19 protein-coding genes and 1 pseudogene are annotated in these 21,571 nt (G+C 70.5%); 13 read left to right on the forward strand and 7 right to left on the reverse strand.

Translation table 11 applies throughout. From position 1 onward, the window contains the following. Positions 1-84: 84 nt before the first annotated feature. The 4 genes from AB0I04_RS33900 to AB0I04_RS33915 form a co-directional block, all read right to left on the reverse strand. The gene (locus AB0I04_RS33900) at positions 85-1,407 is read right to left on the reverse strand and encodes a HEAT repeat domain-containing protein (RefSeq protein ID WP_360893872.1); all 1,323 of its coding nucleotides are present in this window, start codon (positions 1,405-1,407) and stop codon (positions 85-87) included. Position 1,408: 1 nt separating this feature from the next. Next, entirely contained in the window at positions 1,409-3,550 is a 2,142-nt protein-coding gene (locus tag AB0I04_RS33905) for a glycoside hydrolase family 3 C-terminal domain-containing protein (protein ID WP_360893875.1), read from the reverse strand. A 127-nt stretch (positions 3,551-3,677) separates the two neighbouring features. Next, positions 3,678-3,866: a hypothetical protein gene (locus AB0I04_RS33910; RefSeq protein WP_360893878.1), complete on the reverse strand. Its 189-nt coding sequence runs from the start codon at positions 3,864-3,866 to the stop codon at positions 3,678-3,680. A 129-nt stretch (positions 3,867-3,995) separates the two neighbouring features. After that, positions 3,996-5,381, reverse strand: coding sequence for a pyridoxal-dependent decarboxylase (locus tag AB0I04_RS33915; protein WP_360893881.1), 1,386 nt, complete (start codon positions 5,379-5,381; stop codon positions 3,996-3,998). Positions 5,382-5,473: 92 nt separating this feature from the next. Between AB0I04_RS33915 and AB0I04_RS33920 the strand changes: the two genes are divergently transcribed. Next, on the forward strand, positions 5,474-6,304 hold the full coding sequence (locus AB0I04_RS33920; RefSeq protein ID WP_360893884.1) for an AraC family transcriptional regulator: 831 nt from the start codon (positions 5,474-5,476) through the stop codon (positions 6,302-6,304). A gap of 445 nt (positions 6,305-6,749) precedes the next feature. Here AB0I04_RS33920 and bioD read toward each other — a convergent pair. After that, a pseudogene (gene bioD / locus AB0I04_RS33925) lies at positions 6,750-7,466 on the reverse strand (ATP-dependent dethiobiotin synthetase BioD); the annotation flags it as partial. Positions 7,467-7,502: 36 nt separating this feature from the next. Continuing rightward, complete coding sequence (ligA, locus tag AB0I04_RS33930; RefSeq protein WP_360893887.1) at positions 7,503-9,680, reverse strand: NAD-dependent DNA ligase LigA; 2,178 nt, start codon at positions 9,678-9,680, stop codon at positions 7,503-7,505. On the opposite strand from ligA, the gene AB0I04_RS33935 reads away from it, so the two are divergent. Further along, positions 9,568-9,840 (forward strand): BRCT domain-containing protein, encoded by a 273-nt coding sequence (locus AB0I04_RS33935; protein ID WP_360893890.1) that lies wholly within the window; start codon positions 9,568-9,570, stop codon positions 9,838-9,840. The two genes, ligA and AB0I04_RS33935, sit on opposite strands and share 113 nt — an antisense overlap. 98 nt (positions 9,841-9,938) lie before the next feature. On the opposite strand, the gene AB0I04_RS33940 is transcribed toward AB0I04_RS33935, so the two are convergent. Further along, complete coding sequence (locus AB0I04_RS33940) at positions 9,939-10,916, reverse strand: AsnC family transcriptional regulator (protein ID WP_360893893.1); 978 nt, start codon at positions 10,914-10,916, stop codon at positions 9,939-9,941. A 111-nt stretch (positions 10,917-11,027) separates the two neighbouring features. Between AB0I04_RS33940 and AB0I04_RS33945 the strand changes: the two genes are divergently transcribed. The 11 genes from AB0I04_RS33945 to AB0I04_RS33995 all read left to right on the forward strand — a co-directional run bounded on the left by AB0I04_RS33945 (position 11,028) and on the right by AB0I04_RS33995 (position 21,478). After that, positions 11,028-12,479, forward strand: a complete 1,452-nt coding sequence (locus tag AB0I04_RS33945; RefSeq protein WP_360893896.1) for a carboxylesterase family protein — start codon at positions 11,028-11,030, stop codon at positions 12,477-12,479. 76 nt (positions 12,480-12,555) lie between these two features. After that, positions 12,556-13,254, forward strand: coding sequence for a GNAT family N-acetyltransferase (locus tag AB0I04_RS33950; protein ID WP_360893899.1), 699 nt, complete (start codon positions 12,556-12,558; stop codon positions 13,252-13,254). Positions 13,255-13,435: 181 nt separating this feature from the next. Further along, positions 13,436-13,981, forward strand: a complete 546-nt coding sequence (locus AB0I04_RS33955; RefSeq protein WP_360893901.1) for a redoxin domain-containing protein — start codon at positions 13,436-13,438, stop codon at positions 13,979-13,981. 114 nt (positions 13,982-14,095) lie between these two features. After that, on the forward strand, positions 14,096-14,299 hold the full coding sequence (locus AB0I04_RS33960; RefSeq protein WP_360893904.1) for a hypothetical protein: 204 nt from the start codon (positions 14,096-14,098) through the stop codon (positions 14,297-14,299). Positions 14,300-14,442: 143 nt separating this feature from the next. Next, a complete protein-coding gene (locus AB0I04_RS33965) occupies positions 14,443-14,985 on the forward strand; it encodes a MauE/DoxX family redox-associated membrane protein (RefSeq protein WP_360893906.1) in 543 nt (180 codons plus the stop codon). A 25-nt stretch (positions 14,986-15,010) separates the two neighbouring features. After that, a complete protein-coding gene (locus AB0I04_RS33970) occupies positions 15,011-15,586 on the forward strand; it encodes a redoxin domain-containing protein (protein WP_360893909.1) in 576 nt (191 codons plus the stop codon). After that, on the forward strand, positions 15,583-17,502 hold the full coding sequence (locus AB0I04_RS33975) for an ABC transporter ATP-binding protein (protein ID WP_360893911.1): 1,920 nt from the start codon (positions 15,583-15,585) through the stop codon (positions 17,500-17,502). The genes AB0I04_RS33970 and AB0I04_RS33975 overlap by 4 nt, the downstream gene beginning before the upstream one ends. Then, entirely contained in the window at positions 17,499-17,960 is a 462-nt protein-coding gene (locus tag AB0I04_RS33980; protein WP_360893914.1) for a S26 family signal peptidase, read from the forward strand. The genes AB0I04_RS33975 and AB0I04_RS33980 overlap by 4 nt, the downstream gene beginning before the upstream one ends. A gap of 118 nt (positions 17,961-18,078) precedes the next feature. Then, complete coding sequence (locus AB0I04_RS33985) at positions 18,079-18,702, forward strand: TetR/AcrR family transcriptional regulator (protein WP_360893917.1); 624 nt, start codon at positions 18,079-18,081, stop codon at positions 18,700-18,702. A gap of 120 nt (positions 18,703-18,822) precedes the next feature. Further along, complete coding sequence (locus tag AB0I04_RS33990) at positions 18,823-20,646, forward strand: NAD(P)/FAD-dependent oxidoreductase (RefSeq protein WP_360893919.1); 1,824 nt, start codon at positions 18,823-18,825, stop codon at positions 20,644-20,646. Positions 20,647-20,710: 64 nt separating this feature from the next. Further along, positions 20,711-21,478, forward strand: coding sequence for an SDR family oxidoreductase (locus AB0I04_RS33995; protein ID WP_360893922.1), 768 nt, complete (start codon positions 20,711-20,713; stop codon positions 21,476-21,478). The last annotated feature ends 93 nt before the right edge of the window (positions 21,479-21,571 follow it).

A 21,571-nucleotide genomic window follows, 5' to 3' on the forward strand; every position in this document is an offset into this window, starting at 1 on the left:
TCCTAAACCCCCCCCCACCCTGAATTCGTGTCCCGCCCCAGATTCCCCGACCCCCCCCCCCGCCCCCCCGCACCACCGGCTGACTCACTCCGCGTCGGCGATGTTTCCGAGAATGCGTACGGCGCGTTCGCGGACCGCGGCGTCGGTGTCCGCGAGCCGTCCTTGCGCGATCTCACGGACGGCCGCGCGTGAGACGGCATGGTCGCGGTCTTCCCGCACCGCCAGCCAATGGGCGTTGTGCAGCGCGACCAACGCAGATCTGCGGATCTCGGCGTCAGGGCTCCCCACGAGGTCGCGCACAGTGTCGAACGCCCATTCGTCGCGGTGGGCGAGTTCTTCGAACGCCGCGGCACGGGTTCCCGGATCCGAGTCGGTCAGAAGCGGGCGCAGCGTGTCCCGTACGGTCGCGGATTCAGCGTCCGGGATTCTCGTGAGAACAGATATCGCCGCCCGCCGGACGGCGGGAGTCACGTCGGCCAGAAGCGGGCGCACCGCGTCGAAGACCACGGTGGCGTCGGCGTCCTGCTGCGCACGCAACGCTCTCACCGCCTGCAGCCGTACCGTGGGATCGGTGTCACGCAGCGCGGGCACGATCGCCGAGGTGGCGCCTTGGCTGCATCCGGTGGCCAGCGCCCACATCGCGGCGGCGCGCACACGCGCCGGTCGCGGCGGTGCGGCGGTCGCTCCGAGATTCGCGATCTGCAGCGCCGAGGGGCGCTGATGCTGCAACACCCGCGCCAACACCCCTGTCGTCCGCGCGGCCCACACCGCCTCCTCGACATCGGAGTGACCCAGAGAATCGCCCGGCCGCTCGAAGTCGTTCGTCCGAAGCCGGGAGCGGCCGCCGGAGACCTCCCTGTCCAGCCAATCCTCATACCATGCGATGAAGTCCCGGGCCGGATGATAGATGGGGTCGAAGAAGTCGTTGTCCTTCTCGACCACGACCATCCGTCCGCGTCCCGGACCGCTCACGACCAGCAGGGTCCAGATCTCGGCGGGATCGTGGTACCTCCATTCCTCGTCGTACTGGCGATTCAGCCACAAGGTGCCGCAGGACAGCGCATCGGGTCCGTGACCTCGCGTCCACGCGGGACCCACGAATTCCTCGGGGTGAAACGGGAAACCCTCCATCAGGCTCACGTGGTGCCGATCCGGGTCCAGGGGTTCCAGGCCCCGGTACGGCCCGGCGCCGCCGTTGCCCAGCGTCGTGACGAAGGCGCGGTACTCCTCCGGCAGCCGTACTCCGTGGCGTTCTTCGAACGCGATCACCGCGTCCTCGGCCAGCGCCGGCTTCAGAACATATCGCTGCGAAATCCGTACGTCCGGCCGGCTTCGAGCCCTCAGCCCCTCCAGCTTCGCCGCGACCCGGCCAAGCCGCTCCGCGGCCGACCCCGCACTCTCGCTCATGTCAGGAACGCGCCGCGCCGGCGACGTGGACCGTGGCGCGAAGTGGCAGGTCGCGGGACGAGTCGCCGACCGCGACCTGGTACGAGCCGCGAACGGTCGTCCAGGCGTGTGCGGCCGTGTCCCAGACCGAGAAGGCCCGTCGGTCGAGGGTGAACGTCAGCCGCCGCGTCTGGCCCGGCCGCAGGGACACCTTCTGGAAGCCCTTCAACTGGCGGGGCGGTTCGCCGGCGAGGGCCGGATCGCTCAGGTACACCTGCGCCACGTCGGTGCCGGCCCGGCGCCCGGTGTTGGTGACGTCCACCTGGACCGTGACCCTGCCATCGCGCGCCGGCACCGGACTGACGTGCAGCCGCCCGTACCGGAAGGTGGTGTAGGACAGGCCGAAGCCGAACGGGAACAGCGGCGTGATGTCCTGGCCGTCGTACCAGCGGTAGCCGATCTGCAGACCTTCGGAGTACGTCGCCGTGCCTCCGACGCCGGGCCACCGATCCGGCGTGTGCGCCGGGGTGTCTCCATCGGCACGCGGGAATGTCACCGGAAGCTTGCCGGACGGGTTGACGTCCCCGAACAGGACGGCGCTCACCGCGTTGCCGTCCTCCTCTCCGGGGTACCACGCCTCGACGACGGCGGGCACCTTGTCCAGCCACGGCATGAGCACCGGCGCGCCGCTCTTCACGACGACGACGGTGTGCGGGTTGGCCGCCGCCACCGCTGCGACGAGCCGATCCTGGTCGCCGGACAGGGACAGGCCGGTTCGGTCCTGTCCCTCCTTCTCGTCGTCGCCCACCATGACGATCGCGACGTCCGCCGACCGGGCGAGCGTCGCGGCGGCCGTCACGTTGGAGCCGTCTGCGTACGAGACGGTCGAACCGGACGGCAGCGGGTTCTTGATGCCGGTGACCGGGTCCACCGTGTAGAGGGGCAGCACCTGCGAGCTGCCGCCGCCACCGGTGCGCGCCGCGCCGGCGTACGGCCCGATCACCGCGACCGACCGGGTCCGGGCGGGATCGAGCGGGAGCTGCGCGCCGGAGTTCTTGAGCAGCACGGTGCCCTGCTCGGCGATGCTCCTGGCGATGGCGCCGTCCTGCTGGGCGGGGATGGGAGCCGGAGTGAGCGGCCGGTCGAAGAGACCTGCCCGGATCATGACCGCGTACCGCCGCGCGATCATCCGGTCGATCACCGACACCTTGATCTGGCCCGACTCGACGGCCTGGCGCATCGCGGTGTCGAAGTACGTGCCGGTCGCCATCTCCAGGTCCTCACCGGCAAGCGCGGACGGCACCGTGCTGTGCGTCGCGCCGAAGTCGGACTGCACGAACCCGTTGAAACCCCACTGCCCGCGCAGCACGGTGTCCAGCAGGTAGGAGTTCTCGCATGCGTAGGAGCCGTTCACCTTCGGGTACGCGCACATGACCGATCCGACGTGCCCCTCCTTCACCGACGCTTCGAAGGCGGGCAGGTAGAGCTCCTGCAAGGTCCGCTCGTCGACCCGCTCGTCGACGGTCAGCCGGCCGGTCTCCTGGTTGTTGGCCGCGAAGTGCTTGACCTCGGCGATGACGCCCTTCCGCTGGATGGCGCGGATGTTCGCGACCGCCAGCCGCCCGGCGAGGTACGGGTCCTCGCCGTACGTTTCGAAGGTCCGGCCGTTCTGCGGAACGCGCGTCAGGTTGATGTCGGGTGCCTCGATCAGGCCGTGCGCCAGGTCGCGGGTCTCGTCCGCCTGCACCGTCCCGTACACCTCGGCGAGGCGGGTGTCGAAGGTCGCCGCGAGGCCGATCGGCGCGGGCAGCGCGGTGGCGGGCTTGTACGGGCGGTCGTCGCTGTGGCCGATGCCGGCCGGACCGTTCGTGATCCGCAGGGGCGGGATGCCGAGCCGGGGGACGCCGGGGACATAACGGAGGTGCTCGGCGTCCTGGATGCCGTGCAACTGCGAGATCTTCTCGTCCAGCGTCAGCTGAGCGACGAGTCGCGCCGCCCGCTGCTCAGGAGGGAGAGCCGCCGTGGCCCGCGCCGCCTGCCCTCCGGGAACCGCACCCGGGGAGAGACGCGCCGCCGTTGCCGCTCCCGGCGTCGCGACGAGGGACGCGATCAACGCCGTCAGGCCGGCCAGGCCGACGGCGGCCCGGGGAGTTCGAATGCCCATCACGCCCACCCTCACCGTACGGAAACGCCGTTGAGAGCGTGCAAAGGTTTTCCCGTCCTGTCAAGACCGCTCGTCGGTCGCCAAGGCGTCCCGCTCCTCGGTCTCGGAGGGGAGCGGGGCGCATCGGTCAGCTCAACAGCACGATGAGCAGCTCACGGAGCGACCACCACAGGCAGACGGCACAGCCCATGATCGGAGCGCCGTGCAGGCGTAAAGCCCGGAGGAGCCGGCGGGGACGCGACGGCTGCGGGCGCAGCCCGAAGGCCTCTGGCGGCGGCCAGTCGTCGCCGTAGTCCATCCAGTAGCCATCGTCCATCGTCGACCCTTTCAGCCCCTTCTGCCGTAGGGACGCGCCACGGCGAGCTGCGGATGACGATGCGAAAGGCCTGCTCCTCGCCGCCGATCGCCTTGTCGTTGAACAGGTCCCACAGCTCGATGCGGGTGATCACACACGACAGGACGCAGCCTCGCGGAACGCGTCGAGGGCGCGGGCGATGTCATGGTCGGTGGTCTGCCAGTTGGACACGGACATGCGAATGGCCCGATGGCCGTCGAACGTCGTCCCGCTCATCCACACCTCGCCGCCGTCCACCACGCGGCGCAGGACCCGATCGGTGATCTCGTCGTCCTCGAACCGGAAGAGCACCTGGTTGATCGCGACGTCGTTAAGTACCTGGCAACCGGGGATGGTGGCCAGGCCCTCGGCGAACGATCGGGCGTGGTCGCAGGCACGTTCCACCATGTCCGCGACGCCCTGCCGCCCGAGCGAACGCAGCGCCGCGTAGACGGCGAACCCGCGGGCGCGGCGCGAGAAGGCGGGTGTCCAGTCCATGGGTTCGCGGGGCTGCCCGGGGCCACCCTGAACCAGGTAGTCAGCGGTGACGCTCATCGCGGCGCGGTGGGCGTCAGGGTGAGCGCAGTAGGCCATGCCGGAGTCGTAGGGGACGTTCAGCCACTTGTGCGCGTCGAAGGCCCAAGAGTCCGCGCGTTCGGCGCCGTGGACCAGATGGCGGAACCGGGGGCTGGCGGCGGCCCACAGGCCGAACGCCCCGTCGACGTGCAGCCACGCCCCCGCCTCGGCCGCCACGTCGGCGATCGCGTCGAGGTCGTCGAAGGCGCCGGTGTTGATCTCGCCGGCCTGGGCGCACACGATCGTCGGGCCGTCGCCGCCGGACAGCGCCGCGCGCAACCGGGTGGCATCCATCCGGGCGGAACCGTCGGCGGGGACGACCGTCAGCGACGCCCGTCCGATGCCCAGCCACCGGAAGGTCCGGTCGATGCTGGCGTGCCGCCGTTCGCCCACCAGGACGCGGATCGGCGGCGCGCCGGCCAGACCGTGTTCCCCCACATCCCAGCCCACCGCGTGCAGGACGTGATGCCGCGCCGCCGCCAGGCAGGTCAGGTGAGCTGTCTGGCAGCCGGGCACGAAGGCGAACGAGGCGTGCGGCGGCAGTCCCAGCAACTGCCCGAGCCAGGCGCCCGCCACCTCCTCGGCCACGGTCGCGGCCGGGCCGCACGCGTACAGCGCGGGGCACTGGTCCCAGACTGAGGTGAGCCAGTCGGCCGCCACGGCCGCCGGAAGCCCGCCGCCGATCACGAATCCGAAGTAGCGGCCCGAGGGGATGGCCACCAGCCCCGGCTCGGCGGCGCGGGCCAGCTCCTCCACCACCGTCACCGGGCCGATGCCGTCGCGCGGCAGCGGCCCGCCGAGCCGGGCGCGCAACTCCTGCACGCCGGCCGTTTCCCCGGCCGGACGCTGCTCCAGCGTCTCCAGCCAGTCGATCGCGATCTCGGCCGTACGGGCCAGCACCGTCTTCGCGGAAGTGTCCACCTGTTCCTCCTGGCGTCCGTGGATGTCACCGGACGCTAGGAGGAGACGGGCCCGCGTTCTTGTACCGGATTGCTGTCGTCCAGGATGGTTCCATGACCGGGACGTCCGACGCGCGGATGTGGTGCGCGGCGGACCTTGGCAGCCTGGAGTTGTTCAAGGCCACCGTCAGGGAGTTCACCTTCCGCCCGCACGCGCATGAGGAGTTCTTCATCGCGCTCACCGAGGCGGGCGTCGCCACGCCCACCTACCGGGGCGACCGGCACGTCATCACCCCGGGCGATGTGATCGTGCTGAACCCTGAGGAGAACCACGCCGGTGGTCCGCCGGACGAAGGCTCGTGGACCTACCGGGCCCTATATCCGCGTGCGGAGTTGCTGCGGGAGATAGCGGCGGAGTTCCCCGGACGCGGGCCCGCGCTCCCCGAGTTCCACGCGGAGATCGTCCGGGATCATGGCCTCGTGGCCCGGCTGCGGCGCTTCCACTGCCTCTCGGAATCACCCGGATCGAGCATGCTCGAACGGGAGGTGCTCCTCACCGAGGCGTTCGTCCTGCTCGTCGGCCGCCACGCCGTACCGCCGCGGACTCCTCGTTCTCCGGGCACCGAGCCTCGAGCGGTCCGGCTGAGCAGGGAATACCTGGAAGAGCACGCCGAGGAGAACGTCTCCCTACGGACGTTGTCGGGGTGGGCGGGTCTCAGCGCGTTCCATCTGTGCCGCGTGTTCCGCGAGACCGTGGGCATGACGCCGCACGCGTACCAGACGCAGGTACGCGTGCGGCGCGCCAAGGCGTTGCTGAGGACAGGGATGCCGCTCGCCCGAATCGCTGTGGAGGTCGGCTTCTACGACCAAGCGCACCTGACACGGACGTTCAAGCACATCATGGGCGTGACGCCCGGCCGGTACGCCAAGGACGCCACTACGTGAGGGCTTCGGTGCTCGGTACGGCAGGCGCCCACCTCCAGTGCCGGTGGCGAGGTTGAAGGGCCGGAATTGCCGTACCCACCAGGCATGATGTCGCTACGAGCGAAGCCGTTGCCTTCACCGAACTCGCCGACGAGGTCGCGCCGTACGGCAGAGTCCGCCGCTACCTCACGAACGACGAGACGGCCATCGTCCGCGCCGACGGAGACGACTGGAGCCTCACCGGCCGTACCGGACCATCGGCCGTCGTATACATCCTGCTCGACACCGTCCCCAACGCCATCCACCCCGCCAAGGGCCCCAAGACCGCTGAGCTGCTCAAAGGACTCGCCGAACTCGTAGTCGACGACGGGGACAAACAGCGCTGATTCTCCGCGACCATTCAGCGGGCCCGCCTCGATGCCGATGTGCAGTCGAGCTGTGCTCTTGTCCGAGCGGGTTCTCCGGGTCAGCTGCGCGGTCGCCCGTTCGGGACCGGTGGCGGCGGCGCATGGCGGTCGGCGAATGCCGCGGCGTCCCACGTCCCGCCGAGCTTGGGCGCGAGGGAACGGCGGGCGACGGCCTCGAACCCTTTCCGATCGGTTCGGGTGCACCGCTCCGGTAGGGCGCCCAGAAGCGGGGCGCCGGCGACGGTCGGCAGGTCGGCCAGGTTGCAGCGGGTCGCCAGGTCGGGTGCGGCGGGCCAGCTGCCGATGACCAGGCCGAGTAGGGGCAGCCGACGTGCCCGCAGGGCTTCGGCGGAAAGGGCGGTGGTGTTGAGGGTGCCGAGCCCGGAGGTGGTGACGACCAGGACGGACGAGTCGACGCCCAGCGAGCGCAGCGCGACCGGTACGTCCGCGAAGCGCCTACCTTCGTCGTCGTACCGGACCAGAAGGCCGCCGGCGCCCTCGATCAGGACGAGATCGTGGTCGTCGGCGAGCCGGGCGGCCTCCTCCGCCGCCGCGCGGGGGCGGACCGGAGGCAGTCCGCTGCGGCGCGCGCCGGTTGCCGGGGCGAGTGGTTCGGGATAGCGGGCCAGTTCCCGAAGCGTGACCGACCCGGCGAGGCGCGCGACCTCCTCGACGTCGGGCCGCTCGCCGGGGGCGAGACCGGCCTGTGCCGGCTTCACCATGGCGACGCGGTGACCGGCCGCGGTCGCCAGCGTGGCGATCGCGGCGGTGGGGCCAAAAGCTGGCCGGACTGGGTGGCGAGCCGATGTGCACTAGAGCACGCCGGCCTTGGCCAGCCACTGCCACAGCTCGTCCTGCCGGACGATCGTGACGCCGAGCTTCTCGGCCTTGCCGGTCTTGGCGGCTCCGACGTTGTCGCCGGCGAGCAGGTAGTCGGTGTTGGCCGAGACCGACGAGGCGGTCGTCGCCGCCGCCTGCTCGACCAGGCGCGTGACGTCCGGGCGACTGATCTTCGCGCCCGAGCGCGGGTCGGTGAACGCACCGGTGATCACGGCCGACCTACCCTTCAGCGGAGACTCGCCCGCGGCCGCCGCGTCGAGCGGCCGGTCCTCTTCCAGCACGTCGAGGTCGACGCCGCGCTCACGCAGCCTGGCGATCTCCTCCTTGACCTCCACGCGGGCGAAGAACGCGACGACGCTCGCGGCGACTCTCGGGCCGATGTCGCGGATCGCCACCAGATCCTCGGCCGTCGCCGCGGCGACGTCCTCGATGCGCTCGTAGCCGGCCAGGCACAGGCGCTTGGCCGTGCCCTCGGAGGCCATCGGGATCGCCAGGCCGATCAGCGCGCGCCGCAGCCCCATGCCCCTCGAGGACGCGATCGAGTCGACCATGTTCCTGGCGCTGACCTCGCCCATCCGCTCATAGCCGAGCAACTGCTCAGCCGTCAGGTCATAGAAGTCGCTACGGCGCTTGAGCACGCCGTCCTCGGCGAGCTTCTCGATCCAGACGTCGCCGACGCCTTCCATGTCGGCCGCCTGCCGCGAGGCCCAGTGCATCAGTCGGCGCGTCGCCTGCGCCGGGCACTGCAGGTTCACACACCAGCGCTCCTCACCGGTGCCGCGGACCTCCAGCTCGGAACCGCACGACGGGCAGTGCGCCGGCGGGATGATCTCGACCTCGGTTCCGTCGCGCTCCTCAGGCAGCGAGCGGCCCGCGAACGGGATCACGTCGCCGCGCCGTACGACCGCCACCATGTCCCCGATCCGCAAGTCGCGCTCACGGATCAGCCTGGGGTTGTGCAGGGTGACGTTCTCCACGGTCACGCCGCCGACGAACACCGGCGCGACCCTCGCGCGCGGCGGAACCCTGCCGATCTTGCCCACCGGCCACTCCACCGACAGCAGCCTCGTCAGCTTCTCCTCCGGCGGGTACTTGAACGCGATCGCCCCGCGCGGCTCGGCGCTGTTGAAGCCCGCCGCGTCGAACGCCGCCGGCTCGTGCAACCGGACGACCGCGCCGTCGATGTCGTAGTCCAGCCCGTCGCGGCGGCCGCCGATCGCGTCGATCGCCGCCAGCACCTCCTCGACGCTCGCGCAGACGTACTGGGCGACCGGCTCGAAGCCCGCCGGGATCTCCAGCGCGGCGCCGTCACGGTCGGCACCGAACGCGAAGAACCGCAGCAGCCGTTTGGCGGCCGCGGCCGCCGCGGGGTCCTTCAGCACCAGCGTCCCGGCCGCGCCCGACCGCGGGTTGGTCAGCGTACGGTCCGGGTGCGCCTCGTTGTAGGCGGCCCACACCGACCGCAGCATCACCGCCTCACCGCGGACCTCCACACGCCCCGGCACGTCGATCTCGACCGGCAGACCGGGAATCACGTACCGCACCTTCTCGGTCACCAGCTCACCGACCGTGCCCGTGCCGCGCGTGGCGACATGGTCCAGGCTCCCGTCGAGGTAGACCACGCTGAGCGAAAGTCCGTCGAGCTTCTCCGACACACGGAACACCTGGCCGCCGAAGCGCTCACAGAAGGTACGGATCTGCTCCTCACCCGTCGCCTTCGCCAATGAGAGCATCGGACGCGCGTGCCGCACCGTCGGGCCGGTCAGCTCTGCGGGCGCGTTGACCTTGCCGAGCGGGCTGTCGGCCGGCTCCAGCTCCGGGTGCTCGGCGACGAGCGCCGCCAGCTCGTCCTTCAACGCGTCGTAGTCGGCGTCTGGCAGCGGGCTGTCGCCGGTGCCGTAATACAGGTCGTTCAGCCGCTTGACCTCAGCGGTCAGCTCAGCAATGCGCTCACCTATGTCCACGCCTCGATTAAACGTCAAGCCACTGACATCCACGCTCTGCAGAGCCCGCTGGATGCTCGGCACGGATGGGAAGATGCGCACTTCGCGACGATGGACGCCATCCGAGCCGCCGACGCCGAGGCATTCCAACAGGTCGAGGGCGTCGGCCCCGAACGCGCCACGATCCTGGTCGACGAGATGGCTCATCGAACGCGCCGGAGGTAAGGCGTCCTCATCGGTCTTCGCCCGCACCAGCCTGGTCGTCGCGGGCGAGAAAGCCGGGTCGAAGAAGGCCACGGCCGAAAACCTCGGTGTCGACATCGTCGCTCCGGAGGAGTTCGCCGCTCGCGTCGCCACGTTCCTCTGACCCGCCCGCTGGGCCATGCTTCGGCCGGAGAACGCCATCGCGTCACCCGGCCACCGGTCGCGCGTCCGTCGCTGTGGGGACGGCGACGTTGCCGAAGCTCAGAGGCTTCCTGGGCGGACCAGACCGGTCCGTTTGACCCCGGCCAGGATGGGGGTGACCTCGACGGTGGAGATGTGGTCGAGGGCGCCGATGGTGTCGCTCAGGAAGTGGTAGAGCGCGTTGAGGTCGGCCGCGGCGACGGCCACGAGGAGGTTGGCCGGGCCGGTGGTGGCGGAGGTGAAGCGGACTTGCGGGTGGCGGCTGAGCTGATGGCCGGTCTCCTCCAGGCCGCCGGGTGCGACGGTGATCCATAGGAGTGCCTCGGTGCGGATGCCCAGCCGGGCGAGGTCGACTTCGGTCGCCAGCCTGAGGATCTGGCCGCCCACCAGTGCCTCCAGCCGGCGGCGGGCGGTGAGCGGGGTGGTGTCGGCGCGGGCGGCGAGGTCGGTGTAGGAGGCTCGTCCGTCTTCGGTCAGCGCGGCGATCAACTGGTGGTCGACGGGCAGGAGGGCGGAGCGGGCGGGTGCGGTAGATGTGTCCGGCCGCAGGCCGGACAGCTCGGCTTCCGACAGCAGGCCGCCGCTCCAGTCGAAGGCGGCTGGGAAGACCCGCAGGAGGACATGAGAGATCCACGACTGGACCGCGGGTGTGGCGGGCAGGTCGCGCAGCAACAGTGTGTTGCGTGCGTCCGGCCCGTCCAGGAACAGGATGGTGCAGATCTCGTCGCCACCGCCGAGGACGTCCACCCAGATCGTGTCGGGACGGCGGGCCAGGGTGGCGGCGATGGCGCTGATCCGGTTGGGCCGGCACCGGATGCGCAGGGCCAGCGGAATCAGATCAGGGAACCACACGGGGTTGCGCACGGCTGTGGCCCGCAGCGTTCCGTCATGGAACAGCGGTGCCGCACGACGCACCACGGTGCGCTCCGAGATGCCCAGGACGCGGCCGACCGTGCGCCACGAGGCACGCGGGGAGGCCAGCATCGCGGCGGCGATCCGGCTGTCCGTCTCATTCAGCCGATGGCCGACTTTCTCCATATCGCAAGATCGTATGTCCTTCTTCAGCGCCTGAGAGCTCTCTTTCTAGCTCAGATCGATGCTCCCGGATAGAAACGACTCAGAGCAGCCGAGACCAGAGAGGTGAGCACGATGACGGGCATCGAAGGCCGGATCGTGGACACGGACCGCGGCAAGATCAGGGGCGTCGCGCAGGGCGAGGTGATCTCCTTCCGGGGAATCCCTTATGCCGCGTCGCCGGTCGGTGAGCTGCGTTTCGCGCCGCCGCAGCCGCACCCGGGATGGACCGGGGTGAGGGAGGCGGCGCAGGCCGGACCGGCTGTCCCGCAGGCGGCCTCCCGGCTGGAACAGGTGATGGGGCACCGCGCGCCGGACTGGAACGAGGACGGCAGCCTGACCGTCAACGTCCACAGTCCGCTACGGGCGTTCGAGGGCGGTGCGCCCCGCCCGGTCCTGGTCTGGTGGCACGGGGGCGGCTTCACCAGCGGCTCCGGCGGATGGGACTGGTACGACGGGGGCCCGCTGGCCGCACTGGGCGACATGGTGGTGGTGACCGCGAACTACCGGGTGGGCCCGCTCGGCTACCTGTACCTGCCGGAGATCGGCGCCGCCAACCTCGGCCCCCAGGACCAGGCCGCCGTGCTGCGCTGGGTGCAGGACAACATCGCCTCCTTCGGCGGCGACCCGCGCGAGGTGACGGTCGGCGGGCAGTCGGCCGGAGCGTACTCGGCCCTGTCGTTGGCGCTCGATCCGCAGACGACGGGACTCGTCACCCGGGTGCTGCTGGAAAGCGGTCCCTTCGGCCTGCCGCCGCAGGACCCGCAGAACGCGGCCGAGAACGCCGAGGCATACCTGCGGCTGCTCGGCGTGCCGGCCGGCGCTGACGCCGCAACGGCACTGCGCGCACTGCCCGTCGAACAACTACTGTCCGCCTACGGGCGGCTCGCGGGGCGACTCGCGCGTCCGGGCAACGTCGCCCCGCCGATGTATCCGGTGCTCGGCGGCCCTGGTGTTCCCCGCGCCTGGCAGCGAGCGCTCGCCGACGGCGCCCTGGAAGGCAAGGCGCTGCTGATCGGTACCGCCCGGGACGAGGCGACGGCCTTCTACGCCTTCGACCCGCACATCCAGAACCTCACGTCCGCGGGCGCGCTGGACATCCTGACCGGTCAGATCGGCGAACAGGCGCACGAGGTCTACCAGCGGCATGCCGCCCGGCTTCCGCAGGCGACACCGGCGCAGATCTTCACCGCGGTGCAGACCGACGAGCTGTTCCGTGACGGCTCGCTGCAGATCGCCGACCACCACGCGGCAGGCGGCAACGCGACCTACGTCTACCGGTTCGACTACCAGCCGGCCGAGGACGAGTACGCCTTGGGCGCCACCCACTGCGGCGAACTGCCCTTCCTCTTCAACACCTTCGACGCATACCCGGACAGCCCGATGCTGGGCAGGCCCACAGACGCCGAGCGGGCTCTGGGACGCAGCTTCGCGACCGCGGTCGCCGAGTTCGTCACGACCGGATCGGTGAACGACTGGCCGCCCTACGCGCCCGCGACGGCCACCCGAATCCGGCACTTCGGCTGAGAGGAGGCGAGAGCGACCTGGCGTGGGCCCGTACGGAATCCTGATAGAGCCCGTACGACACGAGAGGTGCAGCACGATGGGGAACCGCGACGCCGTCGCACTCGATGACCCGGTGGGCGAATCACTCCGCGGTCACCACGCACATCTCGCCCGCCGATTCGGCAGGGCCGCCACCTACCTGCCGGGAGTCGCGACCTTCTCCGCGGTGACCGCCGACCCGGATCCGGAGGAGTGGGCCGACCTGGCTCGGCTGCTCGGTCCAGGGGAGTTCGCCGACATGTTCAGCTGCCCGGCGACCCCGCCGTCGGACTGGGAGCCGGTCTTCGTCCTCGAAGGCCGGCAGATGGTCTGGACCGGCGGCAGCCGACCCCACGATGCCGAGGTCGACACCGGCGTGATCGAACTGGGCGCGGACAGCGTGCCCGAGATGCTCGACCTCGTCGCGCGGGCCCAACCGGGGCCGTTCCGGCCACGCACCCATGAACTCGGCACCTTTCTCGGCGTCCGCGACAACGGCACCTTGGTGGCGATGGCGGGCGAACGTCTCCGGCCACCGGGATGGACCGAGATCAGCGCCGTTTGCACGGCTCCTGAGGCACGCGGGCGAGGCCACGCCGCCCGCCTGGTCGGCGCGCTCGTCGCGCGCATCGTGGCTCGGGGCGAACGTCCCTTCCTGCACGTGGCCGAGACGAACACCGGCGCCATCGCTCTCTACGAGCGGCTCGGTTTCGAGACCCGGAAGCACGTGACCTTCCGGGGGTTCCGCACGCCGTGACGGCCTCGGGCACGGGGATGCGAGTGCGGCGCCGGCCACATCGAGAGCCCGGTGTCATCGCTGGAACCAGGGATTAAGTGCTGGTGTAAATCCGGCATTGCGGCAAGATCACTTTTAGACGATCATGGACGAGTGGCCGCGGCCTACCGGTGCCCGTAGGTTCTGGGAGAGGACGCATGTCGTGATATTCGCTGTAGTGGGGCTGGTGCTGGTCGGCGTCGTCGGTGTGCTGAACCTGGCGATCCTTCTGGTCATGCTCCGTCGGTGGCGAGAGCTGGATGCCGCAGGCGGCCTCCCCACTACCGGAGCCGTCTCCAACGTCCGGATGATCGATCGGATTCCGAACTTCTCGGCCCGTGCCCTCGACGGCACCGCCGTGACGGAGCGGACCCTGCTCGGGAAGGAGACCCTGGTCGGATTCTTCTCGCTCACGTGCAAGGCCTGCGTCGAGGCCGTGCCCGTCTTCGCCGGGCACGCCGAGCGGCTGCGGGCCGCCGGGGGGACATCCTTGGCGATCGTCCATGGAGACGACTCGGCCGGCAGCGAACTGGCCGCGATGCTCAGCGACGTGATGGACATCGTGATCGCCGAAGACTCGAAGGCCGAGCTGTCGCAGCGGTACGGAGCCAAGCACTACCCGACCTACGCCTGGTACGGCACCAACGGCATGGTGACCTCGGCGGGCGTGGGCGTCGCCGCCCTGCGGACCGAACTGGTCGCCCCTTAGCGCGCCAGAGCGCCACCCCCCAAAGCCCCGCGGGCCTCGTCCGCCGCGTTCGACCCTTTCTCGGCGGCACTCGGCCCGTGTGTGGAAACAGTTCACCCCCCACAAGGAGGAACCATGTTCCAGAGCATGACCCAGCGTGTCACCCGCGCCATCGAGGTGCTGCTTCCCACGACCACCGCCGACGCCGGCTGCCCGCCGGACTCGTATGTGCAGTACAAGTCGCAGGGCGGCACCTGCTTCGAACGCACCTGCACGGTCAACGGCGCCTGCGTGACTCACTGCGGCGCCTGGTACAGCACCAGCAAGAACAACTGCTGATGCTTCGTCGGCCTGCGTAACACCTGCTTGACGGCCGCGTGGCCGCCCTCGGCGAGGGCGGCCACGCCGGCCCCGGCGCTCCCCGAACGCATGGGCCCATCTCCGCCAGGGGCGCTCACGCACCATCTCTTCCAGGAGCTTCCGTGCTGTACGTATCGCTCGCCTGCCGCCTCACCCTGGCGGCGGTGATGACGCTGGCGGCGGTGGCCAAGCTACGCTCACCAGGGGTCTTCGCCGCCTCTCTGAAAGGCTTCGATTTCATCCCCGCGCGGCTGCGCCGCCCGCTGGCCGTGCTGGTCCCGGCCGCCGAGCTGCTCATCGCGCTGCTGCTGGCCCTGCCCGCCACCGTCACCGCTGGTTTCCTCGCCGCCGCACTGTTCTGCTGCGGCCTGACGGCCGTCCCGACCCTCGTCGTGGCCCGCGGGAAGAAGGTGAAGTGTGCCTGCTTCGGCGCTAGCGAAGTGCCCATGAGCGGCTGGCACATCGCCCGCAACGCGGTGCTGCTGGCGGCGGCGGGCCTGGGCTCGTACGTGGCGATATCTGTCGGCGACGGCGTTCCCGGCCAGGTACCGGGGATCGCGCTGGCCGTGGTCTCGGCGGGCGTGCTCACCGCTTTGACCGTCTTCGTCGATGACATCGCCGCGCTCTTCCAGTCCCCGGTCGCGGCCGGGGACCTGGGCCGGTGAGGCGCCGGAGCCGGAAAGGACATCCGTGGAATACCTCATCGCAGGGCTGGTTCTCGTCGCGGTGGTCACCGCGCTGAACCTCGTGCTGACCGTGGCCGTGGTGCGTCGCTGGCGTGCCCGTCTGGCCGCTCCGCAGGCCGCCCAGGACAACGACCACGACCACGCCGACGGGGACCCGGACCTGGGCATCACGCCCGGAGACCGGATGCCCGAGTTCACCGCGACCACCGCCGACGGCACGACGGTCACCAGAGACGACCTGGCCGGCCGGCCGGCGCTGGTCGCCTTCCTGTCGCTGGACTGCTCGAGCTGCGACGACAGCGTGCCGGAGTTCGCCGAGCGCGCGCGCCGGGTACGGGACGCGGGAGGTCGGGTACTGGCCACGGTGGTCGGCGTCGACGCGGCCGGCAGTGAGCTGGCCGCCCGGCTCGTCGGCGTCGCGGACCACGTGCTGCCCGAATTCCTCGACGCGCCCGTCGGCACCGCCTTCGGGGTCCGCTTCTACCCCGGGTTCGCCCACTACGGCCCTGACGGGGTCGCCACCGCCGCCGGCGTCGGCCTGCAGGGGCTGGGCGAGACCACGCTGCCCTCGATGTCGTGAGCGGCGACGATGACGTGACGGAGTCCGGCGTCTCCGTCATCCGCGGGATGAAGGCGGCCTACGCGCTCGCCTGGCAGGCCAGCCCCGGCATGCTGTTCCTCCAGCTCGTCATGGCGGTGATCGATGGCACGGCGCCGGTGGCCATCGCCTGGCTGACCAAGGTCGCGCTCGACGAGCTCACCGCCTCCCACCCCCGTACCGGGGCGTTGGTGTGGATGGCGGCCGGCATCGGTGTCCTGGGCATCGCGATGGCCACCACTTCGGCCGTCACCACCTATGCGGAGGGGCGTGCCCGGCGCGCCATCGGCCTGCTCTCACAGGACCGGCTGTTCGGCGCGGTCAACCGCATGAACGGGCTGGCACGCCTGGAGGAACCGCGCTTCCACGACCGGCTGCGGTTGGCCCAGCAGTCCGCCGAAAGCGCCCCGGACCGGCTGGTCCACATGGGCCTGTCCACCTTGCAGGGGACCCTGGGCATCGCCGGGTTCCTGGGCACCCTGGTGGCGATCAACCCGATCATGGCGGGCGCCGCGCTGGTGGCCGCCGTACCCGCGATGATCGCCCATCTGACGCTCAGCCGGCAGCGGGCAGGGCTGCTGTGGCGCACCAGCCCCGGCATGCGGCGCAAGATTTTCTACCAGATGCTGCTGACGGACCTGGAGGCCGTCAAGGAGGTCCGCCTGTTCGGGCTGGGGGGCTTCCTGCACGGCCGGATGCTCACCGAACTGCGCGCAGCCAACGACGCCGAGGACCGGCTGGAGCGGAGCGTGGTGCGCGTCCAGGTCTTCCTCGCCGCCCTCGGGGCGCTGCTGGCGGCCGGGGGGCTGCTGTGGGCCGTGCACGCCGCGGCCGCCAGGACGATCAGCATCGGCGATGTCTCGGTCTTCATCGGCGCCCTGGCCGGAGTCCAGTCCGGGCTCGGCACCCTGGTGCAGAGCATCGCCACGGGACATCAGTTCGCTCTGGTCTTCCACCACTATCTGGCGGTGGTCGGGACCCGGGACGACCTGGCCGGGCCCTCGCAGCCCCGGGAGCTCGCCCCGCTGGCGCACTCCATCGAACTGCGCGACGTGTGGTTCCGCTACGGCGAGGACGCCCCGTGGGTGCTGCGCGGGCTGAATCTGACCATCCCGTGCGGCACCAGCCTGGCCGTGGTCGGGCTCAACGGCGCCGGCAAGAGCACACTCGTCAAGCTGCTCTGCCGGTTCTACGATCCGCACCGCGGAGCCGTGCTGTGGGACGGGGTGGACATCCGCGACGTACCCGTGGCGCAACTGCGTCAGCGGATCGGGGCGGTGTTCCAGGACTACATGGACTACGACCTCACCGCCGCCGAGAACATCGGACTCGGGGATCTGGAGGCGATCGACGACCCGGACCGGATCCGCTCCGCCGCCGAGCGCGCCGGGGTCCACGAGATCGTCGAGGGGCTGCCGGCCGGCTACGAAACGATGCTGAGCAGGGTGTTCCACGCAGAAGACGAGGAAGACGACAAGGAGGAGGCCGCGCGGACGAGCGGCATCCATCTCTCCGGCGGACAGTGGCAGCGCCTGGCGCTGGCCCGCGGGCTGATGCGTCAGGGCCGCGACCTGATGATCCTGGACGAGCCCAGCTCCGGCCTCGACGCGGTGGCCGAGGCGGCGGTCCACGACCGGCTGCGGGAACTGCGCGCGGGCTCCACCAGCGTCCTGGTCTCCCACCGGCTCAGCGCCGTCCGCCGGGCCGACCGCATCGTCGTCGTGCAGGACGGCCAGATCCTGGAGAGCGGCGACCACGCCTCCCTCACCGCGTCCCCGGACGGCGTCTACGCCCAGCTCTTCCGCAGTCAGGCGGAGGGCTACCAAGAGGACCCGGCGTCGTCGGCGGGCAGCGCCGGGGAGAGCGAGACGGCTTCGAGCACGGTGGCCGCCGGATGAGCCAGGCCCTGGGCTGGGCCGTCGCGGCGGCGCTGGTGATCGGGGCCGTGCTGGCGGCCCGGCTGCTGCTGTCCACCGTCACCGTACGGGGCGGCAGCATGACCCCGACCCTGCACCACGGTGATGTGCTGCTGGTGCTGCGCCACCGCCGCCGGGCCCGGCCCGGCCGGCTCGTGGTCGTCCAGCGGCCCGACCGGCACACGGGGTGGAACGGCCCCATCGACCCCTCCGGAGCCGCCGGGTGGTACGTCAAACGGGTCGTCGCGGCGACCGGGGACCCGACACCGCCCTGGGTGGCAGGGGACCGGCCCGGCCGCGTGCCGCCGGGCATGCTGGTGCTGCGCGGAGACCACCCCAGCTCGGAGGATTCAAAACAGTGGGGCCTGTGCCCGGCGGACCGGATGTACGGAGTGGTGCTGTTGCGGCTCCGCACCGGGGACGAGCGCGCCACCGCCTGACCGAGGGCGGTACGGCAGGGAGCCGCGGACGGCCTGCCTGGCGCCGACGCCCTGACACGGCGGCGCCCGGCCGCGCCGAGGCCCAGGACGGGCACCACCCTGAAGTACGGTCTGACGAGTGACGAACCAGCGAAAACGGCGCGGCCCGTATCGCAAGAGCGCGGAACGACGGGAGCAGATTCTCCAGGCCGCCTATGAGGCCATCGACGAGCACGGAGAACGGGCCTCCCTGCAGGACATCGCCGACCGGGTCGGGGTCACGCAGCCGGCGTTGACGTATTACTTCCCGACGCGCGACGACCTGCTTCTCGCGGTTCTGGAGCGGCGGGACGTGCTGGGCAAGGCGTTCGCCGCTTCAGTGGTGGAGGGCCAGACCTTGATCGACGGCATGGTCGCGGGCACGCGCCACACCACCGACCACCCGGGGCTGGCCAAGCTGTACGTCACGCTCTCGGCGGCGGCCACCGACCCGGAGAGCCCCGCGCACGGCTATTTCGCCGAGCGCTACCGGAACCTCGCAACCGAGGTCACGCGGGACCTCGAGGAACTGCAGCGGGCCGGGATCATCCGGGCCGACGAGCCGGCCGACCACCTGGCCAGGGCGGTGCTGGCGGTGCTGGACGGCCTGCAGATCCAGTGGATGCACGACCCCACGGTGGACATCGCCGCGATCGCCGAGACGTTCACGCGGATGCTGGCGCCTGCGGCCGGTTCCGGGCAGGAGGAGAAGCCGATCGACTGATCGGTCTCAACCCGATGTCGGTGGTCGACGCCTTTGGGCTCGAATTTTTTGAGTGATAGATTTTTGAGCTCCGATGCTTCGCGGCAACCTGGAAGGAATCAGGAGAGGAAAAGGACACGCATGTCCCGCTACACCTCCTCCCGCTCCACGGACCCCGACCTCGATTTCGACCCCGACGCCCTGCGGACCAAGTACCGCGCCGAACGCGACCGCCGCATCCGCCCCGACGGAAACGCCCAATACCGGAGTACCGGCGGCGAGTTCGGCTACTACGCCGAAGACCCCTACGCAGACCCGACGTACACGCGAGAGCCGCTGCGCGACCGGGTCGAGGCGCTGATCGTCGGCGGCGGATTCGGCGGCCTGCTCGCCGCCGCCCGACTGCGGCAGGCGGGCGTGGAGTCGATCCGGGTGATCGACGAAGGTGGGGACTTCGGCGGTACCTGGTACTGGAACCGCTACCCGGGCATCCACTGCGACATCGAGTCGTACGTCTACCTGCCGCTGCTGGAGGAGGTCGGCTACGTCCCCAAGTGGCGGTACGCGCCGGGAGAGGAGATTCGGCAGCACGCGCGAGCCATCGCCCGGCATTTCGACCTCTGCGACGAGGCCTGCTTCCAGACCCGGGCGACCGAACTCCGGTGGGACGACGCCGAGTCGGAGTGGACCGTCTCCACCGACCGCGGCGACCGCATGCGGGCCCGCTACGTGATCGTCGCCACCGGAACGCTCAGCCAGGCCAAACTCCCCGGCATCCGCGGCATCGAGACTTTCCAGGGACATACCTTCCACACCAGCCGCTGGGACTACGGCTACACCGGAGGTGACGCGAACGGCGGCCTGCACAAGCTGGCCGACAAGCGCGTCGCCCTGATCGGCACCGGCGCGACCGCCATCCAGGTCGTGCCCCACCTGGGACGGGACGCGAAGCACCTGTACGTGTTCCAGCGCACGCCCTCCTCCGTCGACGTACGGGACAACCGCGCCACCGACCCGGACTGGGCCGGCTCACTGAAGCCCGGCTGGCAGCGGCAGCGTATGGAGAACTTCCTGAAGGTCGTCACCGGCATCCGGACGGACGAGGACCTGGTGAGCGACGCCTGGACCAGCAGTGCCCGGCTCCAGGAGAAGCTCGTCCCGACCAACGCGTACGCGGATGTTCCGGCCGAGGAGCGCGAACGCGCCTACGAACTCGCCGACTTCCAGAAGATGAACGAGATCCGCGGCCGCATCGACGCCATCGTTCAGGACCCGGACACGGCGGAGAAGCTCAAGCCCTGGTACCGCTACATGTGCAAGCGGCCCACGTTCAGCGACGACTACCTGCAGACCTTCAACCGGCCCAACGTCACCCTCGTCGACACCGCCGACACGCACGGCGTCGAGCGGATCACCGAGAACGCCGTCGTGGTCGGCGACTGGGAGTACGAGGTCGACTGCATCATCTTCGCGACCGGCTTCGAGGCGGGCATCTCCGGGATCCTCTCCGGACGACTGCCCGTGTACGGACGGCACGGTGTCCATCTGTTCCAGGCCTGGGCGCAGGGGCCCAGAACGCTCCATGGGTTCTACACCCACGGTTTCCCCAACCTCTTCCAACTTGGCCCGACGCAGAGCGCGACCGCCGTGAACTTCGTCCACGTCCTCGACGAGCAGGCCACCCACGTCGCCGAGGTGGTCGCGCAGGCCCGGGCGCGCCGGGCCCGGTACGTCGAGCCGAACCCCGAGGCCCAGGACGACTGGCTGGCCACACTTCGAAATAACGCGCCCGACCTGTACAAGTTCCAGGCCGAGTGCACCCCCGGCTACTACAACAACGAGGGCATGCCCCGGGAGCGGAGGGAGGCATACGCCGACGGACCGGTGGCCTTCCACGCACTGCTCCGGCGCTGGCGTGAGGACGGCGGCATGGACGAGGTGCTCGTCGCGGAGGAGCGGGCGTGACCACCACGTACACCGGCCGCGTCGGCGAGAACCGCAGGAAGTTCACACAGAGAAGGCGCGTCACATGATCGGTATGGGGCTCGAAGGTCGTGGTGTCGTCGTCACCGGCGCCGCGTCCGGAATCGGCAGGGCCACGGCCCTGATGTTCGCGCGGGAAGGTGCGAAGGTGCTGGTCGCGGACCTTGATCGGACGGGTTCCGAGGAGACCGTCAAGGAGATCGAGGCCGCCGGGGGAGTCGCCCTCGCGGTCGTCGGTGACCTTAGCGACCAGCAGGTCGTGGATGTGGTCGTCGAGTGGACCATGGAGGTCTTCGGCCGTCTGGACGTCCTGGTGAACAACGCCGGGATCATGGACCGCATGTCCGCGCTCGGTGAGACCGACGACGCCGAGTGGGAACGGGTCATCCGGATCAATCTGACGGCGCCGTTCCTGCTGACCCGTGCGGCCCTGCCGCACATGCTGGCCGCCGGACGCGGCTCGATCGTCTTCACCGCCTCCGAGGCCGGTCTGCGCGGCGGCGCGGCGGGCGCCGCCTACACCGCTTCCAAGCACGGCATCGTCGGCCTGGTGAAGAACCTGGCCGTCATGTACCGGGGACAGGGCATCCGCGCCAACGCCGTCGCCCCAGGTCCCACCGCGACCAACATGCGGGTGGACGCCGGTGAAGAGGCCCACGGACCCACCGTCATCGGCGCGTTGATCGGCGCCGGCATCGGCCGGCTGGGTTCGGCGGAGGAGCAGGCCGCCGCCATCGTCTTCCTGGCCTCCGACGCCGCGTCCTTCGTCAACGGCGCCGTCCTCCCCGTCGACGACGGCTGGGCCGCCGTCTGACAACATCCGGAGCAGACTTCATGAGCACGGCCTATCTCCAGGTCGCCACGTTCCGCGCCATCTGGTCCTCCTGACCGCGTCCCCGAGGGCAGG

Origin of the sequence: Actinoallomurus sp. NPDC050550 (assembly GCF_040655075.1) — a bacterium.
In the GTDB taxonomy this organism is placed as follows: domain Bacteria; phylum Actinomycetota; class Actinomycetes; order Streptosporangiales; family Streptosporangiaceae; genus Actinoallomurus.

Coding starts and splice junctions, on each gene's coding strand:
- AB0I04_RS33900 (WP_360893872.1), bottom strand. CDS start 1,407: ATGAGCGAGAGTGCGGGGTCGGCCGCGGAGCGGCTTGGCCGGGTCGCG.
- AB0I04_RS33905 (WP_360893875.1), bottom strand. CDS start 3,550: ATGGGCATTCGAACTCCCCGGGCCGCCGTCGGCCTGGCCGGCCTGACG.
- AB0I04_RS33910 (WP_360893878.1), bottom strand. CDS start 3,866: ATGGACGATGGCTACTGGATGGACTACGGCGACGACTGGCCGCCGCCA.
- AB0I04_RS33920 (WP_360893884.1), top strand. CDS start 5,474: ATGACCGGGACGTCCGACGCGCGGATGTGGTGCGCGGCGGACCTTGGC.
- AB0I04_RS33935 (WP_360893890.1), top strand. CDS start 9,568: ATGCGCACTTCGCGACGATGGACGCCATCCGAGCCGCCGACGCCGAGG.
- ligA (WP_360893887.1), bottom strand. CDS start 9,680: ATGAGCCATCTCGTCGACCAGGATCGTGGCGCGTTCGGGGCCGACGCC.
- AB0I04_RS33940 (WP_360893893.1), bottom strand. CDS start 10,916: ATGGAGAAAGTCGGCCATCGGCTGAATGAGACGGACAGCCGGATCGCC.
- AB0I04_RS33945 (WP_360893896.1), top strand. CDS start 11,028: ATGACGGGCATCGAAGGCCGGATCGTGGACACGGACCGCGGCAAGATC.
- AB0I04_RS33950 (WP_360893899.1), top strand. CDS start 12,556: ATGGGGAACCGCGACGCCGTCGCACTCGATGACCCGGTGGGCGAATCA.
- AB0I04_RS33960 (WP_360893904.1), top strand. CDS start 14,096: ATGTTCCAGAGCATGACCCAGCGTGTCACCCGCGCCATCGAGGTGCTG.
- AB0I04_RS33980 (WP_360893914.1), top strand. CDS start 17,499: ATGAGCCAGGCCCTGGGCTGGGCCGTCGCGGCGGCGCTGGTGATCGGG.
- AB0I04_RS33990 (WP_360893919.1), top strand. CDS start 18,823: ATGTCCCGCTACACCTCCTCCCGCTCCACGGACCCCGACCTCGATTTC.
- AB0I04_RS33995 (WP_360893922.1), top strand. CDS start 20,711: ATGATCGGTATGGGGCTCGAAGGTCGTGGTGTCGTCGTCACCGGCGCC.